Origin of the sequence: uncultured Alsobacter sp. (assembly GCF_945952055.1) — a bacterium.
In the GTDB taxonomy this organism is placed as follows: domain Bacteria; phylum Pseudomonadota; class Alphaproteobacteria; order Rhizobiales; family Beijerinckiaceae; genus Alsobacter.
Map to the genome: position 1 here is coordinate 100365 of NZ_CAMFHB010000001.1, position 21155 is coordinate 121519.

A 21155-nucleotide genomic window follows, 5' to 3' on the forward strand; every position below is an offset into this window, starting at 1 on the left:
GCGAGAGATGACCCACGTCCCCCACGGCCTGCACGAGGAGTTTCCCAGCAGCGCCGCAGCCATCTCGTCCCTGAAGATCAAGGACGCCCATTTCGCGCGTCTGGCCGAGACCTACGAGACCCTGAACCGCGAGATCCATCGCATCGAAGCCGACGTGGCTCCGGCGAGCGACGAAGCCCTCGAAGGCCTCAAGAAGAAGCGCCTGAAGCTGAAGGACGAAATCGCGGCCATGCTGCGCACGGCCGCCTGAGCGGCCTACAGCGCCCGCTGCCCCCGGGCGACCGCCCGGGCGATGGCGGCGGAGACCTGGGCTTCCGATCGCCGGAACCCGTCGAGATCCGGCGTCGCCACGTTGACCGTGACGGCGACGGGCCGCGTGCCGGCACTGGCGCGCACGCCGAGGCGGCCGTCGCCGCCGCGTTCCAAGGGCAGAATCGCCTCCGCCCCGGCTTCGCCCGCCAGGCCCAGGCCTCCCGCGGTGGGGAAGTAGGTGGGCGTCGTCAGCACGGCCCCGCTCGCCGCCCGCATCACGGGCGCCGCGGCCGAGACCCCCTCCCCGCCCCCCGAGCCCGCGAAGCCGCCCAGCGCGGACGTGAGCGCGCTCCCCAGGACGCTCGTCACCGTGCCGACCCCCGACGCCACGAGCTGCTGCAGGGGCTGCAGCGACGCCTTCAACGCCGTCTGCTCGAGCCGCTGCGCGACCCCCTTCAGCACGTCGTCGAAGCTCTTGCCCCGTGCGATGCCGGTGGCGAAGGCGCCGGCCAGCGAAGCCGAGAGCTTCTCCGCCATGGCCGTCAGGCGCTCCATGTCGCGGCCGGCGGCCTGGAGGGTGTCGGTGAACTGCGCTGTGGGATCCATGGGACCTCCTTTGGCGGGACGGTGAGCGGTCTCAGTCGGGAAACCGCGCCAGCAGCTCTCCCAGGACCGCCCTGTCCGGAGGCTCGCCACCGGGACCGCCGCGCCGACCCGCCGCGGCGGCGAGTTCGCGCGGGGTGGCGGACCAGAAGGCGGCGGGCGGCCACCGCAGGACGCCGAGCCCGAAGGCCAGCGCCTCGGCCCAGGGAAAGGGGCGGGAGAGAGTTCCCTCGCCCCGGGCGGGCCGGCGTCCTGCGGGGCTCAAGGGCGCGGTGAGGGGTCCGCGCCCGAGCCGAAGGCGGCTTCGAGGACGCGGATCGCCGCGTCGACGAAGAGATGCAGTTCGCCGCCCAGGGGCAGCGTCGCGAGAGCCTCGGCATCCTGTGGCCGCGGGCCGCCGCGGGCGGAGACCACGAGAATGGTGCGCAGGTCCCCCGCCGAGAGGCGCCCGGCCGCGAAGCGGCGGCCCAGCGCATCGACGTCGCTGGCGCCGAAGGCGGCTTCCAGCTCGGCCAGCGCGCCGAGGGTGAGGCAGAAGACGAAGGAGCGGCCGGCGAGCGTCGCCTCGACCTCGCCGCGTCGCGCGTTGACCATGGGGCTCTCCGTCAGATCGCGGTGAAGACGAGGGGGCCGGCGCTCTCGAGCGTGAGGTCGAACGTGACCTCGCCCGCATGGTCGCCGCGGTAGTCCAGGCTGGCGATATGGAAGGAGCCCTGCACGATGCCGAAGTCGGGCACGCAGACCTGCCAGGGGCGGATCTCGTCGTCGAACAGCACCTGGCGCACCAGCGCGTCGGACTGCTCGTCGCGGAACACGCCCGAGCCGCTCACCGTGGCGCGGCGCACGGCGGCGCCCGCCAGCAGTTCCCGCCAGCGGCCGGCCGAGCCGGCATGGGTGACGTCGACGGCCTCGGCGTTGAAGGTGATCTGGCGGGCGCGCAGGCCGGCGACGGCGACGAACGCCCCCGCCCCGTCGTCGAGTTTCAGCAGCAGGTCCTTGCCTCTCTGGGCGGCCATGGCGGGTCCTTTCGTCAGGCGGGTTCGGTGAGGGCGGTGAGCCGCAGCACGGCGCGGCGCAGGCCCTGGCGATCGGGCCGCCAGGCTTCCTGCGCCGACACGCGCAGGAGCAGCAGCCGGTGGCCCTCGACCGCCGGTTCGGCTCCGTCGAGGAGGAGCGCGGCGCGCTCGACGATGCCGAGTGCCTCGGCGTCGCCGGCCTGCTGCGACCACGCGACGAGGGCGAGCGCGTGCCGGTGCCCCGCGACGTCGGCGTCGCTCCAGTCGCGCGCCTCGGCCTCGGCGAAGAGCAGGTAGGGCGGACTGGTGCCCTGGGGCGGCTGGTCCCACACCCGCGCTCCCCCGAGACGCTCGACGAGGTCGGCATCGGCCAGCAGTGCCGAGCGCAGGGCGGCGCGCAAAGCCAGGATGGGGCTGGTCACGGTCGCGTCTCCTGGCACAGGCATACGAGGGCGCGCCGCCGCTCGTCGGGATCGAAGACGGTGCGGATGTCGAGCACGCGGTCACCCTCGCGCCAGCGCATGGCGGCCGTCACGCCGGCCCGCCAGCGCAGCGTCACGCGATGCGTGATGGCGAGCGCCGGGGCGTCGGCCAGCGGCGCGTCGCTGGCCTTCAGCGGCGTCACCGCGCACCAGGCGGAGCCCGCCGCGACGTAGCGGCGGGCCAGGCCGCCGGCGGCGTCGGGCGTATCGACGGGAGCCTCCAGCACGAGGTGCTGGCGCAGGGACGCGAGCGGCGGCAGCGGGCTCACAGGCGGATCCTCCGGAACGGGAGCAGCAGCGCCAGCGCGGCCGACGGCACCGCCCAGGGCAGGGCCGCGTCGCCCCTGTTCTCCCAGAGCGCGGCGAGCGTCAGGCGCACGGCCTGGCGAACCGCCTCGGGCAGGGCGGACGGCGCCCCGGCGAGGCCCGCCGTGCCGGTGATCGCGATGCCTCCGGCCGGTGGATCGGGTAGGGGCGGCGGCCGCAGGAAGACGAGGCGCGGCGGATCGCGCGAGGTGGCGAGCACCCAGCAGCCCGGATCGACGTCGACGGGACCGCCGGCCGTCACGACCGTCACGCCGGTGACGGCGGTGACGGGCGACACCGGCAGGCGAAGCGGCCCGTGTTCCGGCCACGCGTCGAGGCGCAGGCGCCAGCCCTGGGTCAGCAGCAGGCGGCCACAGGCCGCCTCCACCGCGGCGCGGGACGCCGCGACGAGCGCCATGAGCAGCGCGTCCTCGCCGCTGCCGTCGACGCGCAACCACGCCTTGGCCTCCTCGAGCCCCAGCGGTTCGGCCGAGGGTGGGATCACGATGTCGAGGGCCATGGCGGTGTCTCCCGAGCGAGATGGCTGGCGCCGCGGCGAGAGCGTGCTAAGCAGCGGCCCATGTGTCGCCGGAGGCGGAAGAGATGCGGGTTGCGATGCCGAAGTGGATTGTCGCTGCCGTCGTGGCACTGGCCACGGCCGGCCCGGCCCATGCCGTGGTGCAGGGACGCCCCGACACGGGCCTCGCCCGCCATGCCCTGATGGTGCTCAACGACCGCGGCGCCTTCTGCTCCGCCTCGCTCATCGCGCCGACGGTGCTGCTCACCGCGGCGCACTGCGTCACCGGCGCGAACGCCTACCGCGTCCACTACAAGGACGGCGGCGGGCAGCCCGTGATGCTGGAACCGGCGAAGATCGCCGTGCACCCGGGCTACGACGCGGGCGCCGTGAAGGGCCGCCGGAGGTCGATCGACATGGCCCTGGTGAGGCTCACGGCACCGCTTCCGGGCTTCGAGCCGATCGGCCTGTCGCAGGCCGGCCGGCCGGGCCCGAACGCGCGGCTGACCGTGGCCGGCTACGGCCTCGGCGTGGAGGGTTCGGCGGTGAGCGGCGGCCAGTTCCGCACGGCCGAGCTCGGCGTCATCGAGCCCTTCGGCCCGAGCAGCATCCTCGTCTGGCTCACCGACCCCGCCACCGGCCGCAACGCGTCGGGCGCGGGGGCCTGCCAGGGCGATTCCGGCGGCCCGATCCTCGACGGCGGCGGCGTGATCGCCGTCACCGTCTGGGCCGAGGGCGCCGGCAAGGCACGCTGCGGGGCCCTGACCCAGGGCCTTCTCGTCGGCCCGCAGCGCGGCTGGATCGACGGCGTGCTCGGCGGCTGGGGCGTGCGGTGAAGCGCTGACGCCTCGGGCCCGCCATCAAGGCGCCCACCTCGCCGCGTCCTGGCCGGGCCCGGCCCAGCCATCCACGCCTTCGCCGTTGCCGCTCCGCAGTCGTGGGTCCCCGGGCCAAGCCCGGGGAAGACGTGCGGAGAGGTGGTGCAGGCTGGACGCTTCACGCGCCGTGAAGGCCCACGCCTCACGCCGTGCCGAACTTCAGGACCTTCAGCGCGTCGTAGTCCTGCACGCCGCCGCCCACGCGCTTGGTGGTGTAGAACAGCACGTAGGGCTTGGCGGTGTAGGGATCGCGCATGACCCGGATGCCGAGGCGGTCGACGATCAGGTAGGCGCGACGGAAGTCGCCGAAGGCGATGGACAGGCTGTCGGCGGCGACGTCGGGCATGTCCTCGGCCTCGACCACGGGGAAGTTCATCAGCGTGGCCGGCGTGCCGGGGGTGAGCGGCGGCGCCCAGAGATACTCGCCCGTGGTGGTCTTGAGCTTGCGCACCATGGCCTGCGTCTTGCGGTTCATGACGAACGACGCGTTCTGCCGGTAGCCGGCCTTCAGCGCATAGGCGAGGTCGATGAGCACGTCCGACGGGTTGGCGGCCGGCAGGGCTCCTGCGGCACCCGTCACGATGTAGCCGAGCTTGCCCCAGGTCCACGCCGCCTGGGCGACCCTGGGCGGCGACAGGAAGCCGAGGGGCTTGCTGATGCCGTCGCCGTTGACGAAGGCGGCGCCCTCCTGCTCGGCGAAGACCGTCTCGACCTCGTCGGCCACCCAGGCCTCGATGTCGAGCGCCGCGTCGTCGAGCAGCGTCTGCGTCGCCGACGGCATGGCGTAGAGTTCCATTGAGGGAAAGGCGAGCTCGGCCAGCACCTGGCTAGCGGTCTGCGGACGGGCCGCGGTCTCGCCCACCCAGCCGGCCACCGGGCCGGTGGTCGAGTAGGTCTTCTTGTAGACCGCGGTGGAGATCTCCCGCACGGTCGCCAGCGCGCGGATCGGCGAGATCTGCGTCATCCGGCGCAGCATCTCGCGTTCCGCCGGCGGCGGGACGAGGTAGCCGCCGTCCTGTCCCGAGCCGGCGGAAAGCGCCTTGGCTTCCAGCGCCTTCATGCCCTGCGTCTCGCCGGTGCGGACATAGGCCGCGAAGGCGGCCTTGTGCTCGCTGGCCAGCGTGTCGGCCGGGGCGGCGCGCGTCTCGAGCGCGGGACGCGCGGCCTTCAGCGTCAGCGCGTCGAGACGGCTGCGCGTCTCGTCGAGCGCCGCGTCGATGCGGGCGAGCTTCTCCTCGGTCAGCGGATCGGCGGCGGACTTCGCCGCGAGCTCGCCGAGCCGGTCCTCGTTCGCCTCGCGGTAGTGAGCGAACACGCGGTTCAGGTCGTCGAGGGTGGCGTAGGCCTCGCCGGAGCGGGCCTTGGTGTCGAGGTCGGCGGGCGTGTCGGTCATGTCGGGATCCCGGAGTTGACGAAGAGGGTGCGCAGCCGGCGGCGGGCCGGGCGCGGCGGACGCGGCGGTGAAGCCGCCTTCACCGCGGCGACGCGCGCGGCGGGAAGCAGGGGGAAGGTGACGAGCGACACCTCCCAGAGATCGAGCTTGAAGAGCTTGCGCACCCCGGTGCGCGGCTCGGTGCGGGCGTTGACCGTGCGGTAGCCGATCGACAGCCCGTCCAGCGCGCCCTGGCGCATGAGGGCGTGGAGCTCCCGGGCGCGGGCCACCTTCAGGTTCAGGATGCCGCGCACGAAGAGGCCCTTCTCGTCCTCCACGACGCTCTCCCAGCGGCCGACGGGCTGCTCGGGATCGTGCTGCCACAGGAGCCTGATGCCGCCCGCGCCGCGGCTGGCGATGCTGGCGGCGAAGGCGCCGGGCATCACCATGTCGCGGCCGAGGTCCACCACGCCGAAGAGGCTGGCATAACCCTCGAAGACGCCGTCGCCGGCGGCGCTCAGCGCCGCGTCGACGCGCTTGGTCTCGGCGGCGGCCAGCGGGCCCGGCCGCGGCGCCGGGCGCAGCGGCACGGAGGGCGGAGCGGTGGGTGGCCAGACGGGCGCCAGGGGAGCGTGCGACATGGCCTTACCTCCCCGGGCGTGGCGCCTGGCCCGGGCGCCGTCCGGTGGAGGACAGCCGGGCCAGCAGGGCCAGGAAGGTGGCAAAGACATCCGCGGGATCCGGCGGGCGCACGGCCGCCGTCCCGCGGCGCTCATCGCGTCGCGGCATGGTGATCTCCAGGGTTGCGGGGCAGCGGTTCGTCAGTCGTCCGCGTGGCGGGCGTTGAAGCGGTGCAGTTCACGCACGAAGGCGTCGAAGCGGCGGTTGGCGGCGGCCAGCTCGCGCAGCAGCATGGCCGCCGCGGTGGATGCCCCGCTGGCCCAGATGAACAGCGCGAGATCCGCGAGGTCGGCGCGGGTCACGAAGGCGTCGATCATCGAGGGAACCGCGTCGACGGCCATGGCACGGCTCCGGTGTGTGGGACTGCGGAAGCGACTCAGGCGGTGTTCGGATCGTTCTCGACCACCCGACATCCTCGTGTCGGCAGCCCGCAAGGAAGGCGGGTCGACGGACGCCCAGGCGAGCTCACACCCAGCGCTCCCGCTCCGGTCGCAGGATGGCCATGATCATCTCGTCCCGGTGAACCCCGCCGAACCACGCACTGCCCCGAGCCACGCCCTCGGCCACGCCGCGGCGGGACCTTGGTACACACTTCGACGCCTGACAGTGTCGGCCGCGGCCCGGGAACGGGCTTGTTGGTGATTGTCCAAACGGCGCGGCGGCATCAAATTTTGCCCCGTTCTTCTCGCTTGAGTTGCCTTTTCTTCATTCTGTGCATAGAGCCAACTTCTGGTCTATGGCTTTTTATTACCCCTCGCATCAGAATTTTGTTCAAAAATCTTAGAGCCATGATCGAGGGAATTGTTTCTATTGCGACCGACCCCATGGACAGAGAGCCCAAAAAATGAACACCACTGACACGCAAACCCGAAGCGTTCGCGCCCGTGCGAACCGGATCAAGGGCTTTCGGTGTCGATATCTGATCGCGGTCATCGAAGAACCGGACGACATCAGAAACGTCGGATCGGTCATTCGAAACGTGAATGTGCTTGGCGTTGAGAAGGCCTACGTGGTGTCCAGGAGATCCCTTCTGCCGCCCGAGTGGCGTGACATGCGGGAACGCAGGAAACTGGGGAATGTGTCGGCTTCTGCGATCAAGTGGAGCTTTGTGAAGACATTTCCAACGACGGAAGCCTGTCTGGAGCACCTCGAAAGAAACGGGTTCGTCTCGATCGTGACATCGCCCTACACGAAGGGGCGCCAAAATGCTGTCCTGCACGAGCATGACTACACGCAGTACAAGAAGCTTGCCGTCTGGTTTGGCAACGAGGCAACCGGCATCAGTGCGCAAGCACTCGACCGTAGTGTGCTGTGCGTCAATATCCCGATGTATGGCATCGTTGAGAGCCTGAATCTCGGGACGTCATCCGGCATCATCCTCTACGAAATCACCAAGCAGAGGCGGGCATTTCAAGTCATCCCCCGTCGAAAGCGCAATCGGCGGCCACCCCAACGCGCATTGACCGGCGATTAGCATGTTTATCGCTGGGCGGCATCAGTTACCACTCTGACGACGAGAGCGACAGCGGCTTCTGTCGAGCCAGCCTGAGCAGAGTCTTGTTGTAGGCGCAGGCGGCCAAGCATCGGGCGGATGACGTTTGATCTTCCTCCTTGGCGGCCGCCGGCCACACGTCAACGCAATAGAATGTTCGACGGATTCTGCGGGTCCGAGATCAGGCGTCGCTGTTTTGATTGGCTCAGGACGTCAGCCCTCATCTTGACAACCAACGGAACTCCGCTGAGTGACACGATCACGCTCGGTGGCACACACCGCCGCTTGTAGACACACACGTCTAGGCCCGCTCCCATCACGCGCCAGTTGTTTGTGCCAGGGATTCGATAGCGACGATCGTCAGCCCATTCGAAAGCCAAGATCCAATCTTTGTCAGGGTCCGCGGCTCGCGCAGCGTCGAAGAATGCTTGACCTTGTACAAGAACTTCCGGATCGATGGAGAGTGATCCGGGAAACGCAAATAGCCGTTCGTCCATTACTTCATCGTCTTGAAAATTAATAGTATATTCCGCTTCTGAATATCTGGTTGTCGCATCAATCCGGGAGCGTTGCCTGCGCCAAAGCGCTTCAACTGAAACCCATCGTGGCACTCATCAATGGCAGTGTAGCTTTTGTTCCCGAAACTGTCGACTTCTCTCAATATGTCAGTCGGCACGCAAATCTTGACTATGTCTGAGATTTTCGTCCTCTGATTTCCCTCGTGGTCTGATTGTGTTCCCTCACTTGGACGAGCCCCTTTGGAGCTCGTCCACTGGCCGCCATCCGGTGAGCCAGGTGGTACTCTCGGTTGCTTCCTCCAGTGATCGTCAGTTGAGACATCCCGGCTCTCGGAATTTGACGGTAACTCTACGCCGGGATCAGGGCTTCCCCATCCACCCTTGCTGCCAGCCCCGCCCCCCTCCGCCCCAAACCCCACCGCCGCCCGCTTCTCGTCGCGGCTCAGGAATTCCACCGCCCCCACGCGCGCCCGAGGTCCACGTGCAATTGCGAGCAAAGCCAGGTTCCCGGGTTTCCGGCAGCAGACGCAGAAAGTACTAGTTTTCCTCGGCTATCATCTTCAAAACCATCGACAGATCGGAACTCGTGGCTTCACTGCCTTCGAACACCGAATAATTCGTCCCATTTTGTTGAAATGAGACCTCTACGCGCGCCCCTACCAGAGTCAATGTAACTGTGATGGAGTCTGCCGAATACATATTCATATTGAAATGAATATTTTTGCTTTGCAGAAGCGTGCAAAATTCTAGCAACCCATTGATCCCATGATATTTTTTCATTTCCTAGATGTCCTTTGCTTTAGCAATTTCAAGCATGTATCCGCCACATCCGATTTCAACCTCAATACGTCCTCATCCTGATCAGCCAGCGGAGCCGGCGTGTCGAAGGACGCAGGATGCCGGGCACGGCACAGTTCTGCGCCCTTCGACACGGCCGCTATGCGGCCTGCTCAGGATGAGGAGGATGGGAGGGGTGCGAAGGTTAGGAGGGGAATTTGCTCTGCGTCAGGACGATTATGTTGTCCAGAAAGGAGAGACCAGGTCTGATGATCCTATCTCAATGACCTGACTGCTCTGGCTCCCAAACATCCACTTTTATCTTCGCACTGCACTCGGCAGCCAATTTTACAGTATCAGACGAGTATGACGGCGGATTGTCTCCTGAATGATTGTCGAAATACATCGATATCTCGCACTGAATTGAGGAGTATTTTTTCCTTTTCAAGAAAATATCATTGGGCAACGATAGCTCGTCCAACATCGATTTCACCATGAAGTCCATACTTTTCGGATCCTCCCGATGCTCTGGACAATACACCCAAAGGCCCGTCTTGCTTACAGTGCCTTCAATTGTTCGACCCACTCTACAGATACGCTGACCCTTAACAGCCCAACTACACGGCGTTTTATTGAAGAACGTCGTCCACTCGGCTGGGTCCAATGTGTCGCCCCTCAAGACAAGGGACACCAACCTAAGGGGTATTGTCATGCTCATTTTCTATAGTCCTTTATGTTTCCAAGGTGTTCCCCATTGAAAAATGCATTTCCTTCGAAATCAAACTCGAGTTCGTCAGCGCCTCCAAAGCCCAGGTCGTCTTTTAGACGATGTATCAATGCCCGGAATTCGATGGGGTCGATTTCCAGCCGCCGAGCCACCTCACGAATGTTTTTTGTCAGCTTTGGCGCGCCTGTCGTCAAGTCGTCATCGCCGGCCCCGCCAATCAAGGAATGATCAGGGAGGTTCTCGCTGGTCCACTGCCCCCCATCCTCACTGCCCGCCGGTACACGTGGCTGTTCCCGCCAGCTTTGGCGAGTTCCTGAGCCAGCCCCACCGCCAAGATCGCCCCCGCCACCTCCGCCGGCGGGTGAGACGCTGAGGTCTCCGCCCACCGTATCGGAGCCGGCCCAGCCACCCTTGATGCCAACCCCGCCCCCCTCCGCCCCATACCCCACCGCCGCCCGCTTCTCGTCGCGGCTCAGGAAATCGGCCGCTCCCACGCGCGCCCACAACTCGCCACGCTCGGCGGTCAGCGCGTCGATGCGGTCGAGATCCGGCTCCAGGCGCAGGGCGCCCGGCCAGGCGGAGCCGAGCCAGTGGGCGAGGCTCTGGGCGGTGCGGGCCGCGAGCGGCAGCACCGTCTGGCGCCAGAAACTGCGGTTGGCCTCGGCGAAGTTGGCGTAGGTGTTGTCGCCGGGCAGGCCCAGCAGCATCGGCGGGACGCCGAAGGCCAGCGCGATCTCGCGCGCCGCGGCCGCCTTGGCCTCGACGAAATCCATCTCCTGCGGCGAAAGCGACAGCGGCTTCCAGTCCAACCCGCCCTCCAGCAGCAGGGGCCGGCCGGCATTGGCGGAGCCCTGGAAGCCTGCCTCGAGTTCCGCCTTCAGGCGCTGGAACTGCTCCTCGCCCAGGGTGGCACCGGCTGGCCCGGCATAGACCAGCGCGCCCGAGGGACGGGCGGCGTTGTCGAGCAGGGCCTTGTTCCAGGCGCCCGCCGCGTTGTGCACGTCGAGCGCGGCGGCCGCCGCCTCCATGGGCGAGAGGCCGTAGTGGTCGTCGAGCGGGTTGAACAGGGCGAGATGGAGCACAGGCGCCGGGCCGTCCGGCGGGGTCTCCAGGCGCACGCTGCGCCCGCCCGCCGTGTAGTCCCAGGCCTGCGCCCAGCCGTCCGGGCCTGGCACCACCCTCACCCGGTCGGGGCGCAGGGCATGCAGTTCGCGCGGCACGCCGGCAATGTCGACGCGCTCGAGATAGGCGTTGCCGCTCACCATCAGGTGGCCGTAGAGCGCCTGCAGCAGGGCAGCGCCGCCGTCGCGGGCGTTGGGGCGGGCGAGGAGGCCGAGAACCGGATGGTCCGGCACCTCGCGCTCGCCGTCATAGGCGACCAGCGTCACCCCCGCGGCCGCCTCGGCCACCATGCGCACGGCGCGATGCACCACGGGATTGCGCTGGTAGCCCTCGCGGGCCAGCGCCGCGTAGTCGCGCGGCGTCCACACCGGGCGTCCGACGCCCTGCCAGGCGAACACCGCAGCCGTGCGCGAGGCCTTGGCTTCCGCAGCCGGCGCATGCGCACGCGGCCCGCGGCCGAAGAGGCGCGAGAGGATCATGGGGTGGGTCCGGGATGAGAAGGGCGGGGGCGAATGAAAGGCTGCAGGCGCCTACAACCGCCTCACCCTCGGCGCGCCTCTCGGCTGCAGGGCCAGGGCGGTCACCGCCCAGACCAGGGCGTCGAGGCGGTCGGGCGAGCGGCCGCCGGAGAGGGCGTAGCCGCGGTCGGTGGGGCCGAAATCGCACATCTCGTCCTCCAGCGCCGGGAAGCTGCCGGCGTGGCGCACGCGACCCTGCTCGTAGAGCAGCGCCACGGGCTCGGCCCGCAGGGCCTTGCCCCGCGTGGCGCGCACCGGCGTCACCGGCACGAGCGGGTCGGCCTCGCGCAGCACCGCCTCGGCCATCTCGCCGCCCTGGTTCACCTCCACCACCAGTGCGTCGGCCTCCAGCCGGCGGTGCACGGCCAGCGCCGCCCGCGCCCAGCCGGCCGGGCTCACGCCCTGGACGCTGCCGTCGGCGAGCACGTGGACCACGCCCGCGGTGTCGATGCCGGCGGCCACGATGCCGCAGGCATCGGCCCTGGCGCCGGAGGTCGCCGGCGGATCCACCGCCACCACGATGCGCACCAGCGGCGGCGGCTCGGCCTCGCGCCGCGCCTCGATGAGCTCGCGGGACCACAGCGCGTCGGATCGGTCCTCGATCAATTCGCCATCGAGCTCCTGGCGCCCGAGCCGCGTGCCGGCATAGCGCGCGGTGACGCTGTCGAGGAAGGCGGCGGCCAGGTTCATGGCATTGGCTGTGGTGGAGGCGCGGGTGAGCGCCACCGACGGATCGGACACCAGCCGGCGCACCAGGTCCACGGCGCGCGGTGTGGTGGTGGCCACGAGGCGCGGGAAGTCGCCGAGGCGCAGGCCGAACTGCAGCATGTCCCAGGTCTCCTGCGGATGCTTCCACTTGGCGAGTTCGTCGAGCCAGGCGACGTCGAATTGCGGCCCGCGCAGGCTCTCGGGATCCTCGGCCGAGAACACCTGCGCCACGCAGCCATTGGGCCAGAGCAAGCGCCGCCGGGAGGGCTCCCAGCGCGGGCGCTCGGCCGGCATGTGCACGGAGAGAAGGCCTGACACGCCCTCGATCATCACCTCGCGGGCGTCGGCGAAGGTCTCCCCCACCAGCGCGATGCGCCGCGCGGGCTTCGATGCGAACGGGGGGCGGCCGGCCGCCACCCCCCTCACCCATTCCGCGCCGGTGCGCGTCTTGCCCGCCCCGCGCCCGCCCAGCACCAGCCAGACCCGCCAGGGCGTGCCGTCCCGCGCCGCCGGCGGCGGGCGCTGGTCGGACCGGCTGAAGGTCAGCCAGTCGGCCATCATCAGCGCGAAGTCAGCCTCGCGGCACGTCGCCAGCAGCTCCGGTTGCAGCCCGAGCGCTGCGGAGCTGTTCAAGACGTCGACCCAGCTCGTCGCGGAGCTGTTCGAGGGTACGGGGCTGTCCGTCATCGTCGGCCTCCCGGCGCCGCGCCGCATCGGCCCGTGCCTTGGCACGGCGCGACCGCGTGGCATCGCTGACCGCCTCGGCGGCGCTCAGCTCGCGCACGATCCTGGCGAGCACGGCCAGGGTGCGCGTCTCGCGCTCGGGCGGTGCGTCGGGCGGCGCCGCCGCCAGGCGCCGCTCGATCTCGGCGACCTGATGATCGGCATTGAGCCAGAGCCGGCGCAGCAGTGCGGTCCGGACTCCGTCGACGAGAGGATCCTCCGTTGGAGGACCATGGCCCTCGGGCTGGTGGCCCAAGAGGGAATAAATCTTTCGTCGGTCCAGCCCGGTATCCGACACGATGTTCTCGATCGGAACTCCTTCGTCGTATCGTTGACGAATGCCTTCCATAAAATCTTCATTTGGAATATACTTGGTCATGAACTTCTCCTACCCGGAAACGGCGGAGGACCAATGGTTGTTTCATTGCAGTGATTGATCAGATCACAGCAACCGTTGCTGGTTCCGCCGGGTGCAATTGTGGAGAATGACCAGAAACTACTCGGTTAGCGTGACGCTGTCAAGACTATTTTCCTATAATCTTGTCGCAGCTCTATCAGGCCGGCCCCCGCCCCCTCGCGCGCTTCGGCCAGGCCAGTGGCCAGCGGCGGATACGGTCCACCACATCCTCCAGCGCCACCTCGTCTTCCGACGCGTGCACCCGCCCCTTCACGCTCACGCCCGCCTCCACCACCGTCTCGGCGCGGCCGGAGACCAGCGGGTGCCACCAGGGCAGGTCCTTGCCCTCGGCCACCAGGCGATAGCCGCAGGTGGGCGGCAGCCAGGTGAGGGTGCGCACGGCCTCCGGCGTGAGACCGACGCAATCCGGTACGGCCTGCGTGCGGTTGGCGTAGTCCCGGCAGCGGCAGCTGCCGGCGTCGAACAGCCGGCAGGCGATGTCCGTGGCGTGGATGGTGCCCGTGTCCTCGTCCTCGAGCTTCACCAGGCAGCAGCGGCCGCAGCCGTCGCACAGGCTTTCCCATTGCGCCGGGTCCATGTCCTCCAGCGTGGTGGTGCGCCAGAAGGGCGGGCGGAGAGAGGTGTCGTCGGGCTCGTCGGTCATGTCGCGTCCTCGCGGGACGCGTGCTTAGCACGCCCGGCCGGCCGCGTCCGCGTGGCGTTCACGCCGCCGAGGTCTGCAGCCGCGCCAGGAACTCGTCCACCGCGGCGGAGAACGCTTGGGCCTGCGCGCCCACGCCGTCGGCCTCGCGCGTGATGCGGGCCACCGCCGCCTGGGTGTTCTGCGAGGCCTGGCGGATGGCCGCGGCGCTGTCGAGCACCGCCCCCGTGCGGGTGGAGGCGATGTCGATGACGCCGCCGAGCATGGCCTGGGCGCGCGCCTGCTCCTCCACCGCGTCGCGGATGATGGGCGCGACGAGCCGCAGGTCCTCGGCCGTGGTCGAGATGCTGGAGAGCAGCGAGGTGGCCAGCGAGGCGTCGTGGCTCACCCTGTCGATGAGGGCCTTGATGTCGGAGGCCGCACGCACCGTCTGCGCCGCGAGGCTCTTGACCTCGGAGGCGACAACCGCGAAGCCCCTGCCCGCCTCGCCGGCCCGCGCCGCCTCGATGGTGGCGTTGAGCGCCAGCAGGTTCGTCTGCGCCGCCACGTCCGAGATCATCGTCACGGCGGAGGCGATGGCGGAGGTCGAGGTGGACAGGCGCTCGATGGAGCGGTGCGTCTCCAGCACCGTGCCGCGCGCCGACTCCGCCTTCGCGAGCACGCCGGCCGACTGGCGTTCGAGGGACTGGATCGTCTCCGACACCCGGTCGGCCGCCGCGACGTTGTCGACGAGGGCCGCGCGGCTGGCATCGGCCGAACGGTCGACCGCCTCCAGCGCCGTGCGGGTCTCCTCGATCTGCTGCTGCGTCGCCTCGGCGTTGCGCTTCAGGTCGGTCGCGGCCTGCACGATGGTGGCGCTGATGCCGTGCATGGCCTTCTGGAACATGTCCATCTGGTCGGCGAGCGTGGTGCGGCGGTCGTCCACGCCTGCCCGCGTCAGCTGCTGGTCGACCGTGATCGCGTTGGCGACATCGAACATGATGAGCCGCGAGAGATGCCGGCGCTCCCGGGCGCCCCCGGGCCAAAGCCGCGACGCCCAGCCGCGCCGCAAATCGGTGAGGTCCGGCAGGCGGTTCAGCACCGAGTTGCGCACGCGGGCCCCGAGCCCGAGGCGGTTGCACAGGAGCATCGAGCGCTCCTGCGAGCCGGCATAGGCGTCGCCGAAGTCGGCCTGCAGCAGAATCCTGAGATGCGCCGCCTCAAGCTCCGCCAGCTCGGTGCGGTTGGGCGTGAGGATGTCGGCGATGACCGACGAACGGTGGATCGACTCGTCGATGGTCTCCAGCACCATGGCGTGGAGCCAGGGCTCCACACGCGCCAGCACGCGCCGCGCGACGTCGGCCGTGGTCCAGTCAACGCCGTAGAGCGCCATGCGGCTGACGCTCGGGGGCTGCACGTGGGGAAGCTGCATCGAAAGCCTACGAATTCAAGAACCCGATAGCATCCAAGCGTTGGCCGCGCGTTAACGATCGCCGGCCCTGGGCCCGTGTTCCCCATGGCAGCACGGTCTCCGGTGCGGATTCACCCTCCGTCAAGGACGACACGAGCGCGGCCCTCATCGAAGATGAAAGAACGCCAATGTCTTTACGCCCGGCCCGGCAAGGTCGGCGGGTCGAGACGGAGCCGTTCCATGCCGATCGTGGGCCTGCGATCCCTGCCCCTGAACGCCTTCGTCGTCGGCGTCGCGGCGCTGGGCGTCCTCTGCCTGGTGGGCTGGCCGATCGCGGTGTTCGCCGCGATCTCCATCATCGGCCTGCCGATCTTCGTGCTCATGGCGGCCATCCCGACGCTGGCGCTCGCGGTCGTCGCCTGGCGCCTGTCCTTCGTCGGGCTGGCGCGCATGGGCTTTCGCAGCGCCATCGCCAGCGCCGTCGTCGCGGCGATCGCCATGACCCTGCCGCCCGCGGTGTACAACGCCAAGACCGAGGACCGGGTCGCCGCCCTCGTCAAGGACGACAGGGCGGAGGCCGTTTCCGCCGCACGCGGGCTCGTCATCGCGCTGCGCGACGGCCTGCGATCGCGCGACGCGGTCTGCGGCGACCTGTGCCGACGGCTCCTGCTCACGGGGGCCGCGACCAAGGTTCTCGTCGACCCCGCGGGTTTCAGGGCCGACCAGCCCGCGACACCCGCGACCCCGGCCGTGTCCTTCCGGCTCGCGACGGGCGGCGGCGCCTGCCCGGACGTCGCGATCCAGGAGAACGGCCCCGTCATCTCCATACCCGCCGAGCGGCAAACGGCGCGCTCGGCGGAGCTGATGCGGGCGGCGCTCGTGGAAGGCCGATGCCTGGTCAGCGAACCGGGCCGCCTCGGCGACGCCGCGGTCGTCGTGTCGGAGGGCATGGTGGCCGATGGGAAAGGCCCCGCCGGGGCCGGCCTGAGCATCTCGGCCGACACGGTGCGGGCACAACGCCTGGCGCTCCACGTCGTCGAGAACGGCGCCCTGGTCGAGCGCCATCGGCGCACCGCCGTGCTCTTCGCGCCGCTGTTTCCGGTGCTGGTCCCGACCTATGCGGGGCTCTCCGGCCTGGAGCTCAAGCCGGCCTTCCTGCGCTCGTCCGAAACCCGGAATGCCTGGAAGGGTCAGCTCTCGCCCGACTGGGTCGCCTTCTTCGCGCAGACGCTGCGCATCGATCTAAGCCTCGCGGGGATCGGCCGCCCGGCCCCCGTGGCCACCGCGAAGGCGCTCCTGGCCCGCGAGGGCGCCCTGCCCAAGGCGGGACAGGCCATCGCGGACGACCTCCTCCACGCGGTCGTCATGCAGAACCGGATGGACGCCGAGCAGGCGGAGGCGGCCCTCGCCCTGCTTCGCGACGAGCGGGTGCCCGTGCCCTACACCGCCTGGGCGGCCGTGCGCTTCGGCCCCGCCGTCCGGCCCGGCTATGCCGGGGAGGTGGCGGACGTGCTGTTCGACCGGCTGCGCAAGCTCGCCCGGGGCCCGGCCCCGGCGCCGCCGCGCTCGCTGCGCGACGAGGGCCACGCCATCTCTGGCGCCATCGCCGCCCTCCCCGACGACGATATCCGCCGACGGCGGGACGATCTCGTCTGGCTCGCCGGCGACCCGGTGATGCGGGTGCACGGCTACACCGCGCTGCGTCGCCTGTCGGCCCTGGGCCGCGACGCCGTGCCCGTGATCCTCACGCTCCTGGATGCGGCGGCCGCCCAGCGGGCCGCCGGCGCCAAGGACGTCGAAGCCTGGCAGCATCCCTATCTCGCCGGCATGACCGCCCTGTGCACCATGAAGACCGAAGGCGCCGCCGCGCTTCCGGCGGTCATAGCCCTGCTCGAGCGCCGCGCGATGCCGGGCGGCGGCAGCTACGGACGCCTCGGCCTGAACACCCTCGTGGCGCTCGGCGCCGAGCCGGCGAAGGCCCGCGACGTCATGCTCGCGGCGGGGATCGAGCCGGCGAGCGTGGACAAGCAGCTCGCCTTCGCCCAGCGCAGGTCCGACTGCTCGTATTGATGGCCACCGCCGTCTGCCGCTTGGCAAAGCGGCGGGCAGCGTCCACCCTGCCGGCGCAACGCAGGGTGAGCCGCATGAGCGCCGACAGCCGCCGGACCCTCTCAACAGGGTCCAAGTTCGAGACCTGGGCCGGCTATTCCCGCGCGGTCATCGACGGCGACTTCGTCTTCGTGTCGGGCACCGCCGGCTACGACTTCGCCGCCGACACGATCGCGCCCGATGCCGCCTCGCAGGCGCGCAAGGCGCTGGAGACGATCGCCGCGACGCTGGCGCAGGCCGGGGCGACGATGGCCGACATCGTGCGGGTGCGGGTGTTCCTCACCGACCGCGCCGACGTGATGGCGGTGTCGTCCATCCTGGGCGAGACCTTCTCCGATCCCCGGCCGGCGAGCACCACGATCCTGTGCGGCTTCGCCATGCCGGAGATGAAGGTCGAGATCGAGGTCACCGCACTGAAGCGTCGCTGACACCTTTTCCTGTTCCGAAGGTCGTGGTTGATTGTCGCGTCGCGGGAGCGGGGTGGTTCGCAGGCATGCTGGAGGTCAGGGGCGTTGAACGGTCGTTCGGCCGCATGAAGGCCGTCGATGGCGTCGACCTCACGGTGGCGAAGGGCACCATCACCGGTCTCATCGGTCCCAACGGTGCGGGCAAGACGACGCTGTTCAACCTCATCGCGGGATCCCTGGCGCCCACGGCCGGCGAGATCCGCTTCGAGGGCCATGCCATCGGCGGCCTGTCGCCGGACAGGATCTTCCGCCTGGGTCTCGCCCGCACGTTCCAGATCCCGCGGCCCTTTCCCGGCATGACGGTGCTGGAGAACGCCATGCTGGTGCCGCTGCAGCAGGCAGGCGAGCGGTTCTGGAACAACTGGTTCCGGCCCGGCACGGTCGGCGGCCAGGAGCGCGCGTCGCGCCAGCGGGCGCTCGAGGTCCTCGGCTTCTGCGGGCTCGGCGACAAGCTCGCCCTCCCGGCCGGCCAGCTCTCGGGCGGCCAGCAGAAGCTGCTCGAGCTGGCGCGCGTGCTGATGATCGAGCCTCGCCTGATCCTGCTCGACGAGCCGGCCGCGGGCGTGAACCCCACCCTCATGGAAACGCTGGTCGACAAGATCGTGGCCCTCAACAAGCAGGGCATCACCTTCCTGCTCATCGAGCACAACATGGATCTGGTGATGCGGCTGTGCAGCCCCATCGTGGTCATGGCGCAGGGCAAGGTCATCTTCCGCGGCGAGGCGGACGGCGTGCAGCGCGATGCCGCGGTGCTCGACGCCTATCTGGGGGACGTGCCGGCATGACCGGGGCCGTCTTCACGGCGGAGGCCGTCGTGGCCGGCTACGTGCCCGGCCTGCCCATCGTGCAAGGCGCGTCGGTCGCCGTCGCGGCGGGCGAGATCGTCACCATCATCGGGCCCAACGGCGCAGGGAAGTCGACCTTCCTGAAGGCCCTGGCCGGTCTGGTGCCCACCACGTCGGGCCGGGTGTCGCTGGCCGGACGCGACGTGACGGGGCTGCCCGCGCCAGAGCTCGTGCGCGCCGGCCTCGGCTTCGTGCCGCAGACGGGCAACGTGTTCACGACGCTCACCATCCACGAGAACCTCGTGGTCGGCGCCCACACCGTCGGCGGCGACCTCGGGCCGCGGCTCGCCGCCGCCTATGCCATGTTCCCCGCCCTCGCCGCGAAGCGCGGGCAGCGGGCCCGCGTCCTGTCGGGGGGGCAGCGGCAGATGCTCGCCATCGCCCGCGCCCTCATGACCCGGCCGGCGGTGCTGATGCTGGACGAGCCGACGGCGGGGCTTTCGCCGAAGGCCGTGAACGAGGTGTTCGACGACCTGCGCCGGCTGGCGGCGTCGGGCGTGGCGATCCTCCTCGTCGAGCAGAATGCCAAGGCGGCGCTGCGGCTCTCCGATCGCGGGCTCGTGCTGGTGGAAGGCCGCAACCGCTTCGAGGGCCGCGCCGCCGATCTTCTGGCCGACCCCGCCGTGGGCGAGGCCTTTCTCGGCCACCGCAAGGCCGCCACTCCGGGAGGCGCGTGATGCTCGCCCAATCGCTGGCCGACGGCATCCTCACGGGCGCGATCATCGCGCTCGGCGCGATCGGCGTGTCGCTCGGGCTGCAGATCCTGCGCTTCGCCAACTTCGCCCATGCCGAACTCGTCACCTGGGGTGGCTACCTGGCGCTGGTCTTCGTCACCTTCGCCGGTCCCGGCACGCCGACCGGTCCCTTCAGCTTCGGCTGGCAGCTCATCGCCGCCATGCTGCTCGCCGCCGTGCTCACCGGCGGCCTCGCCTGGCTGGTCGACCGGCTGGTGTTCAGCCGCCTGCGGCGCAGCGGCGCCCAGCCGCTCTCCATGGTCTTCGCGAGCTTCGGCGCGGCCCTCGTCATGCGCCACGTCGTGGTGCTGATCTGGGGCAGCGGCAGCTACTTCTACACCAGCGAGCTGCAGATCGCGCTCGAGGTGCTGCCGGGCGTGCGCATGCTGCCGGACCAGCTGTTCATCCTCGGCCTGACGCTCCTCGTCGTCACCGGCCTGCATCTCTACCTCACCCACAGCCGGACCGGCATGGCCATGCGCGCCATGGCCGAGAGCCCGGCGCTGGCGCGCGTCTGCGGCATCGAGGTCGAGGCCGTGGTGCGGTGGACGTGGATCCTGTCCGGCGCGCTCGCGGCGATGGCCGGCGTGTTCATGGGGCTGTCGCCCCAGATCCATCCCGAGATGGGTCTCTCGCTCATGCTCGCGCTGTTCGCCGCGGCGATCCTCGGCGGGGTGGGCTCGCTCGTGGGGGCCGTCGTCGGCGGGCTTCTCGTCGGGCTCGCCGAGAACCTGTCGGTGCTCTTCGTCGATCCCGGCTACAAGACGGCGATGCCCTTCCTGCTGCTCCTGCTGGTGCTGGCCGTGCGGCCGCAGGGCCTCTTCGGAGACAAGGCGTGATCGGGCTGGCTTCCTACCTCGTCTTCTTCTTCAGCATCGTCCTGATCCTGGGCATCGTCGCCCTGGGGCTGAACCTGCAATGGGGCTATACGGGCCTCTTCAACGCCGGAATCGTCGGCTTCTACGCCATCGGCGCCTACACCCACGCCATCGTCACCTCGCCGGCCAAGGCAGGCATGATCGCCAACCTGGGCCTGCCGTGGGCCTTCGGCATCGCGGGCGCGATGGTGACCACGGCCTTCGCCGCCTGGCTCGTGGGGCTCGTCACGATCCGGCTGCGCGGCGACTATCTCGCCATCTCGACCTACGGCATCGCCGTGAGCATTCAGCTCGTGACGCTGAACCTGGAAAGCCTCACCGGCGGCCCCAACGGGTTTCCCGGCATTCCACGCCCGCTGTTCACGACGCTGGGCTCGCCGGCCCTGTTCAACATCTTCTTCCTCGGCGTCCTCGTGGTGGTCACGGGCCTGGTCTACTGGGGCCTCGAGCGCATCCTGCGATCGCCCTGGGGGCGGGTGCTGAAAGCCATCCGCGAGGACGAGACCGCCGCGGTCGCGCTCGGCAAGAGCGCCCTGCGCTTCCGGCTGGAAGCCTTCGTGATCGGCTCGACGCTCATGGGGCTCGCCGGCGCGCTCTATGCGAGCTACATCGGCTTCGTCAGCCCCTACGACTTCGTGCCGATCCTCACCTTCCAGATCTGGGCCATGGTGATCGTCGGCGGCAGCGGCAACAATCTGGGCGTCCTCCTCGGCACCCTGCTGGTCTGGGCCATCTGGGCGGCGTCCGGCGTCGCCGTCACCAAGCTCGTGCCGGCGGCCTATGCGGCCCAGGGCGGCGCGCTGCAGGTCATCCTGATCGGCCTCGTCCTCGTGCTGGCCCTTCTGTTCCGGCCGCGTGGCCTGCTGGGCGAGGCCGCGACCGTCTCCCGGCACGCCGCGGACGATTGACAGCGTCCTGCATTGTCCTGACATTTCGGCCAAGGACGGCCGGCGCCCGAGCCCTCAGAGGCGGATGCCGGGAG

Annotated in this window: 24 protein-coding genes and 1 pseudogene; 9 read left to right on the top strand and 16 right to left on the bottom strand. The window is 69.6% G+C overall.

Annotation, left to right across the window (positions count from 1 at the left end):
- Positions 1-7: 7 nt before the first annotated feature.
- Positions 8-250 carry a DUF465 domain-containing protein gene (locus tag Q0Q47_RS00415; RefSeq protein ID WP_293853194.1) on the top strand — a complete coding sequence of 81 codons (243 nt, stop codon included), beginning with the start codon at positions 8-10 and terminating at the stop codon, positions 248-250.
- Positions 251-255: 5 nt separating this feature from the next.
- On the opposite strand, the gene Q0Q47_RS00420 is transcribed toward Q0Q47_RS00415, so the two are convergent.
- Genes Q0Q47_RS00420 through Q0Q47_RS00450 form a run of 7 tightly spaced genes read right to left on the bottom strand, consistent with a single transcriptional unit; the run spans position 256 to position 3179 of the window.
- Positions 256-858 carry a phage tail tape measure protein gene (locus Q0Q47_RS00420; protein WP_293853195.1) on the bottom strand — a complete coding sequence of 201 codons (603 nt, stop codon included), beginning with the start codon at positions 856-858 and terminating at the stop codon, positions 256-258.
- Positions 859-889: 31 nt separating this feature from the next.
- On the bottom strand, positions 890-1120 hold the full coding sequence (locus Q0Q47_RS00425; protein ID WP_293853197.1) for a rcc01693 family protein: 231 nt from the start codon (positions 1118-1120) through the stop codon (positions 890-892).
- On the bottom strand, positions 1117-1449 hold the full coding sequence (locus Q0Q47_RS00430) for a gene transfer agent family protein (protein WP_293853199.1): 333 nt from the start codon (positions 1447-1449) through the stop codon (positions 1117-1119). Before Q0Q47_RS00430 ends, Q0Q47_RS00425 begins: the two co-directional genes overlap by 4 nt.
- A gap of 11 nt (positions 1450-1460) precedes the next feature.
- A complete protein-coding gene (locus Q0Q47_RS00435; RefSeq protein WP_293853201.1) occupies positions 1461-1871 on the bottom strand; it encodes a phage major tail protein, TP901-1 family in 411 nt (136 codons plus the stop codon).
- 14 nt (positions 1872-1885) lie between these two features.
- A complete protein-coding gene (locus Q0Q47_RS00440) occupies positions 1886-2293 on the bottom strand; it encodes a DUF3168 domain-containing protein (RefSeq protein WP_293853202.1) in 408 nt (135 codons plus the stop codon).
- Positions 2290-2622, bottom strand: coding sequence for a phage head closure protein (locus Q0Q47_RS00445; RefSeq protein ID WP_293853204.1), 333 nt, complete (start codon positions 2620-2622; stop codon positions 2290-2292). The genes Q0Q47_RS00440 and Q0Q47_RS00445 overlap by 4 nt, the downstream gene beginning before the upstream one ends.
- Complete coding sequence (locus Q0Q47_RS00450) at positions 2619-3179, bottom strand: head-tail connector protein (protein ID WP_293853205.1); 561 nt, start codon at positions 3177-3179, stop codon at positions 2619-2621. The genes Q0Q47_RS00445 and Q0Q47_RS00450 overlap by 4 nt, the downstream gene beginning before the upstream one ends.
- Before the next feature lie 95 nt (positions 3180-3274).
- Here Q0Q47_RS00450 and Q0Q47_RS00455 point away from each other — a divergent pair, with 95 nt between their 5' ends.
- A complete protein-coding gene (locus tag Q0Q47_RS00455) occupies positions 3275-4012 on the top strand; it encodes a trypsin-like serine protease (RefSeq protein ID WP_293853207.1) in 738 nt (245 codons plus the stop codon).
- A gap of 184 nt (positions 4013-4196) precedes the next feature.
- Here the strand turns inward: Q0Q47_RS00455 and Q0Q47_RS00460 are convergent, their stop codons facing one another.
- From Q0Q47_RS00460 to Q0Q47_RS00470, 3 genes are all read right to left on the bottom strand, one after another.
- Complete coding sequence (locus Q0Q47_RS00460; protein ID WP_293853209.1) at positions 4197-5447, bottom strand: phage major capsid protein; 1251 nt, start codon at positions 5445-5447, stop codon at positions 4197-4199.
- Positions 5444-6067, bottom strand: coding sequence for an HK97 family phage prohead protease (locus Q0Q47_RS00465; protein ID WP_293853211.1), 624 nt, complete (start codon positions 6065-6067; stop codon positions 5444-5446). The genes Q0Q47_RS00460 and Q0Q47_RS00465 overlap by 4 nt, the downstream gene beginning before the upstream one ends.
- 180 nt (positions 6068-6247) lie before the next feature.
- Positions 6248-6448 carry a hypothetical protein gene (locus Q0Q47_RS00470; RefSeq protein WP_293853213.1) on the bottom strand — a complete coding sequence of 67 codons (201 nt, stop codon included), beginning with the start codon at positions 6446-6448 and terminating at the stop codon, positions 6248-6250.
- Positions 6449-6951: 503 nt separating this feature from the next.
- Here Q0Q47_RS00470 and Q0Q47_RS00475 point away from each other — a divergent pair.
- Positions 6952-7581 carry an RNA methyltransferase gene (locus Q0Q47_RS00475; RefSeq protein WP_293853215.1) on the top strand — a complete coding sequence of 210 codons (630 nt, stop codon included), beginning with the start codon at positions 6952-6954 and terminating at the stop codon, positions 7579-7581.
- Positions 7582-9174: 1593 nt separating this feature from the next.
- Here Q0Q47_RS00475 and Q0Q47_RS31115 read toward each other — a convergent pair.
- The 6 genes and pseudogenes from Q0Q47_RS31115 to Q0Q47_RS00500 form a co-directional block, all read right to left on the bottom strand.
- Positions 9175-9612 (bottom strand): DUF4279 domain-containing protein, encoded by a 438-nt coding sequence (locus Q0Q47_RS31115; protein ID WP_367278193.1) that lies wholly within the window; start codon positions 9610-9612, stop codon positions 9175-9177.
- Positions 9613-10061: 449 nt separating this feature from the next.
- Positions 10062-11222, bottom strand: a pseudogene (locus Q0Q47_RS00480) (phage portal protein); the annotation flags it as partial.
- 51 nt (positions 11223-11273) lie between these two features.
- Complete coding sequence (locus tag Q0Q47_RS00485) at positions 11274-12530, bottom strand: terminase family protein (protein ID WP_293853510.1); 1257 nt, start codon at positions 12528-12530, stop codon at positions 11274-11276.
- Between the two features lie 10 nt (positions 12531-12540).
- Positions 12541-13071, bottom strand: a complete 531-nt coding sequence (locus tag Q0Q47_RS00490; RefSeq protein WP_293853217.1) for a hypothetical protein — start codon at positions 13069-13071, stop codon at positions 12541-12543.
- 175 nt (positions 13072-13246) lie between these two features.
- A complete protein-coding gene (locus tag Q0Q47_RS00495) occupies positions 13247-13753 on the bottom strand; it encodes a YcgN family cysteine cluster protein (RefSeq protein ID WP_293853219.1) in 507 nt (168 codons plus the stop codon).
- A 58-nt stretch (positions 13754-13811) separates the two neighbouring features.
- On the bottom strand, positions 13812-15161 hold the full coding sequence (locus Q0Q47_RS00500) for a methyl-accepting chemotaxis protein (protein WP_293853220.1): 1350 nt from the start codon (positions 15159-15161) through the stop codon (positions 13812-13814).
- Positions 15162-15380: 219 nt separating this feature from the next.
- Between Q0Q47_RS00500 and Q0Q47_RS00505 the strand changes: the two genes are divergently transcribed.
- The 6 genes from Q0Q47_RS00505 to Q0Q47_RS00530 all read left to right on the top strand — a co-directional run bounded on the left by Q0Q47_RS00505 (position 15381) and on the right by Q0Q47_RS00530 (position 21081).
- Positions 15381-17210, top strand: coding sequence for a hypothetical protein (locus Q0Q47_RS00505; RefSeq protein ID WP_293853222.1), 1830 nt, complete (start codon positions 15381-15383; stop codon positions 17208-17210).
- 74 nt (positions 17211-17284) lie between these two features.
- Positions 17285-17677 carry a RidA family protein gene (locus Q0Q47_RS00510; protein WP_293853224.1) on the top strand — a complete coding sequence of 131 codons (393 nt, stop codon included), beginning with the start codon at positions 17285-17287 and terminating at the stop codon, positions 17675-17677.
- A 65-nt stretch (positions 17678-17742) separates the two neighbouring features.
- Entirely contained in the window at positions 17743-18501 is a 759-nt protein-coding gene (locus tag Q0Q47_RS00515; protein WP_293853225.1) for an ABC transporter ATP-binding protein, read from the top strand.
- Entirely contained in the window at positions 18498-19238 is a 741-nt protein-coding gene (locus Q0Q47_RS00520; protein WP_293853227.1) for an ABC transporter ATP-binding protein, read from the top strand. Before Q0Q47_RS00515 ends, Q0Q47_RS00520 begins: the two co-directional genes overlap by 4 nt.
- Entirely contained in the window at positions 19238-20134 is an 897-nt protein-coding gene (locus tag Q0Q47_RS00525) for a branched-chain amino acid ABC transporter permease (RefSeq protein WP_293853229.1), read from the top strand. Before Q0Q47_RS00520 ends, Q0Q47_RS00525 begins: the two co-directional genes overlap by 1 nt.
- Positions 20131-21081, top strand: coding sequence for a branched-chain amino acid ABC transporter permease (locus tag Q0Q47_RS00530; RefSeq protein WP_293853231.1), 951 nt, complete (start codon positions 20131-20133; stop codon positions 21079-21081). The genes Q0Q47_RS00525 and Q0Q47_RS00530 overlap by 4 nt, the downstream gene beginning before the upstream one ends.
- The last annotated feature ends 74 nt before the right edge of the window (positions 21082-21155 follow it).

What these genes read in the sequence shown, in the direction of transcription:
- Q0Q47_RS00415 (WP_293853194.1), top strand. Translation starts at nt 8, where the DNA reads ATGACCCACGTCCCCCACGGCCTGCACGAGGAGTTTCCCAGCAGCGCC.
- Q0Q47_RS00420 (WP_293853195.1), bottom strand. Translation starts at nt 858, where the DNA reads ATGGATCCCACAGCGCAGTTCACCGACACCCTCCAGGCCGCCGGCCGC.
- Q0Q47_RS00430 (WP_293853199.1), bottom strand. Translation starts at nt 1,449, where the DNA reads ATGGTCAACGCGCGACGCGGCGAGGTCGAGGCGACGCTCGCCGGCCGC.
- Q0Q47_RS00435 (WP_293853201.1), bottom strand. Translation starts at nt 1,871, where the DNA reads ATGGCCGCCCAGAGAGGCAAGGACCTGCTGCTGAAACTCGACGACGGG.
- Q0Q47_RS00450 (WP_293853205.1), bottom strand. Translation starts at nt 3,179, where the DNA reads ATGGCCCTCGACATCGTGATCCCACCCTCGGCCGAACCGCTGGGGCTC.
- Q0Q47_RS00455 (WP_293853207.1), top strand. Translation starts at nt 3,275, where the DNA reads ATGCCGAAGTGGATTGTCGCTGCCGTCGTGGCACTGGCCACGGCCGGC.
- Q0Q47_RS00460 (WP_293853209.1), bottom strand. Translation starts at nt 5,447, where the DNA reads ATGACCGACACGCCCGCCGACCTCGACACCAAGGCCCGCTCCGGCGAG.
- Q0Q47_RS00465 (WP_293853211.1), bottom strand. Translation starts at nt 6,067, where the DNA reads ATGTCGCACGCTCCCCTGGCGCCCGTCTGGCCACCCACCGCTCCGCCC.
- Q0Q47_RS00470 (WP_293853213.1), bottom strand. Translation starts at nt 6,448, where the DNA reads ATGGCCGTCGACGCGGTTCCCTCGATGATCGACGCCTTCGTGACCCGC.
- Q0Q47_RS00475 (WP_293853215.1), top strand. Translation starts at nt 6,952, where the DNA reads ATGAACACCACTGACACGCAAACCCGAAGCGTTCGCGCCCGTGCGAAC.
- Q0Q47_RS31115 (WP_367278193.1), bottom strand. Translation starts at nt 9,612, where the DNA reads ATGAGCATGACAATACCCCTTAGGTTGGTGTCCCTTGTCTTGAGGGGC.
- Q0Q47_RS00485 (WP_293853510.1), bottom strand. Translation starts at nt 12,530, where the DNA reads ATGATGGCCGACTGGCTGACCTTCAGCCGGTCCGACCAGCGCCCGCCG.
- Q0Q47_RS00490 (WP_293853217.1), bottom strand. Translation starts at nt 13,071, where the DNA reads ATGACCAAGTATATTCCAAATGAAGATTTTATGGAAGGCATTCGTCAA.
- Q0Q47_RS00495 (WP_293853219.1), bottom strand. Translation starts at nt 13,753, where the DNA reads ATGACCGACGAGCCCGACGACACCTCTCTCCGCCCGCCCTTCTGGCGC.
- Q0Q47_RS00500 (WP_293853220.1), bottom strand. Translation starts at nt 15,161, where the DNA reads ATGCAGCTTCCCCACGTGCAGCCCCCGAGCGTCAGCCGCATGGCGCTC.
- Q0Q47_RS00505 (WP_293853222.1), top strand. Translation starts at nt 15,381, where the DNA reads ATGCCGATCGTGGGCCTGCGATCCCTGCCCCTGAACGCCTTCGTCGTC.
- Q0Q47_RS00510 (WP_293853224.1), top strand. Translation starts at nt 17,285, where the DNA reads ATGAGCGCCGACAGCCGCCGGACCCTCTCAACAGGGTCCAAGTTCGAG.
- Q0Q47_RS00515 (WP_293853225.1), top strand. Translation starts at nt 17,743, where the DNA reads ATGCTGGAGGTCAGGGGCGTTGAACGGTCGTTCGGCCGCATGAAGGCC.
- Q0Q47_RS00520 (WP_293853227.1), top strand. Translation starts at nt 18,498, where the DNA reads ATGACCGGGGCCGTCTTCACGGCGGAGGCCGTCGTGGCCGGCTACGTG.
- Q0Q47_RS00525 (WP_293853229.1), top strand. Translation starts at nt 19,238, where the DNA reads ATGCTCGCCCAATCGCTGGCCGACGGCATCCTCACGGGCGCGATCATC.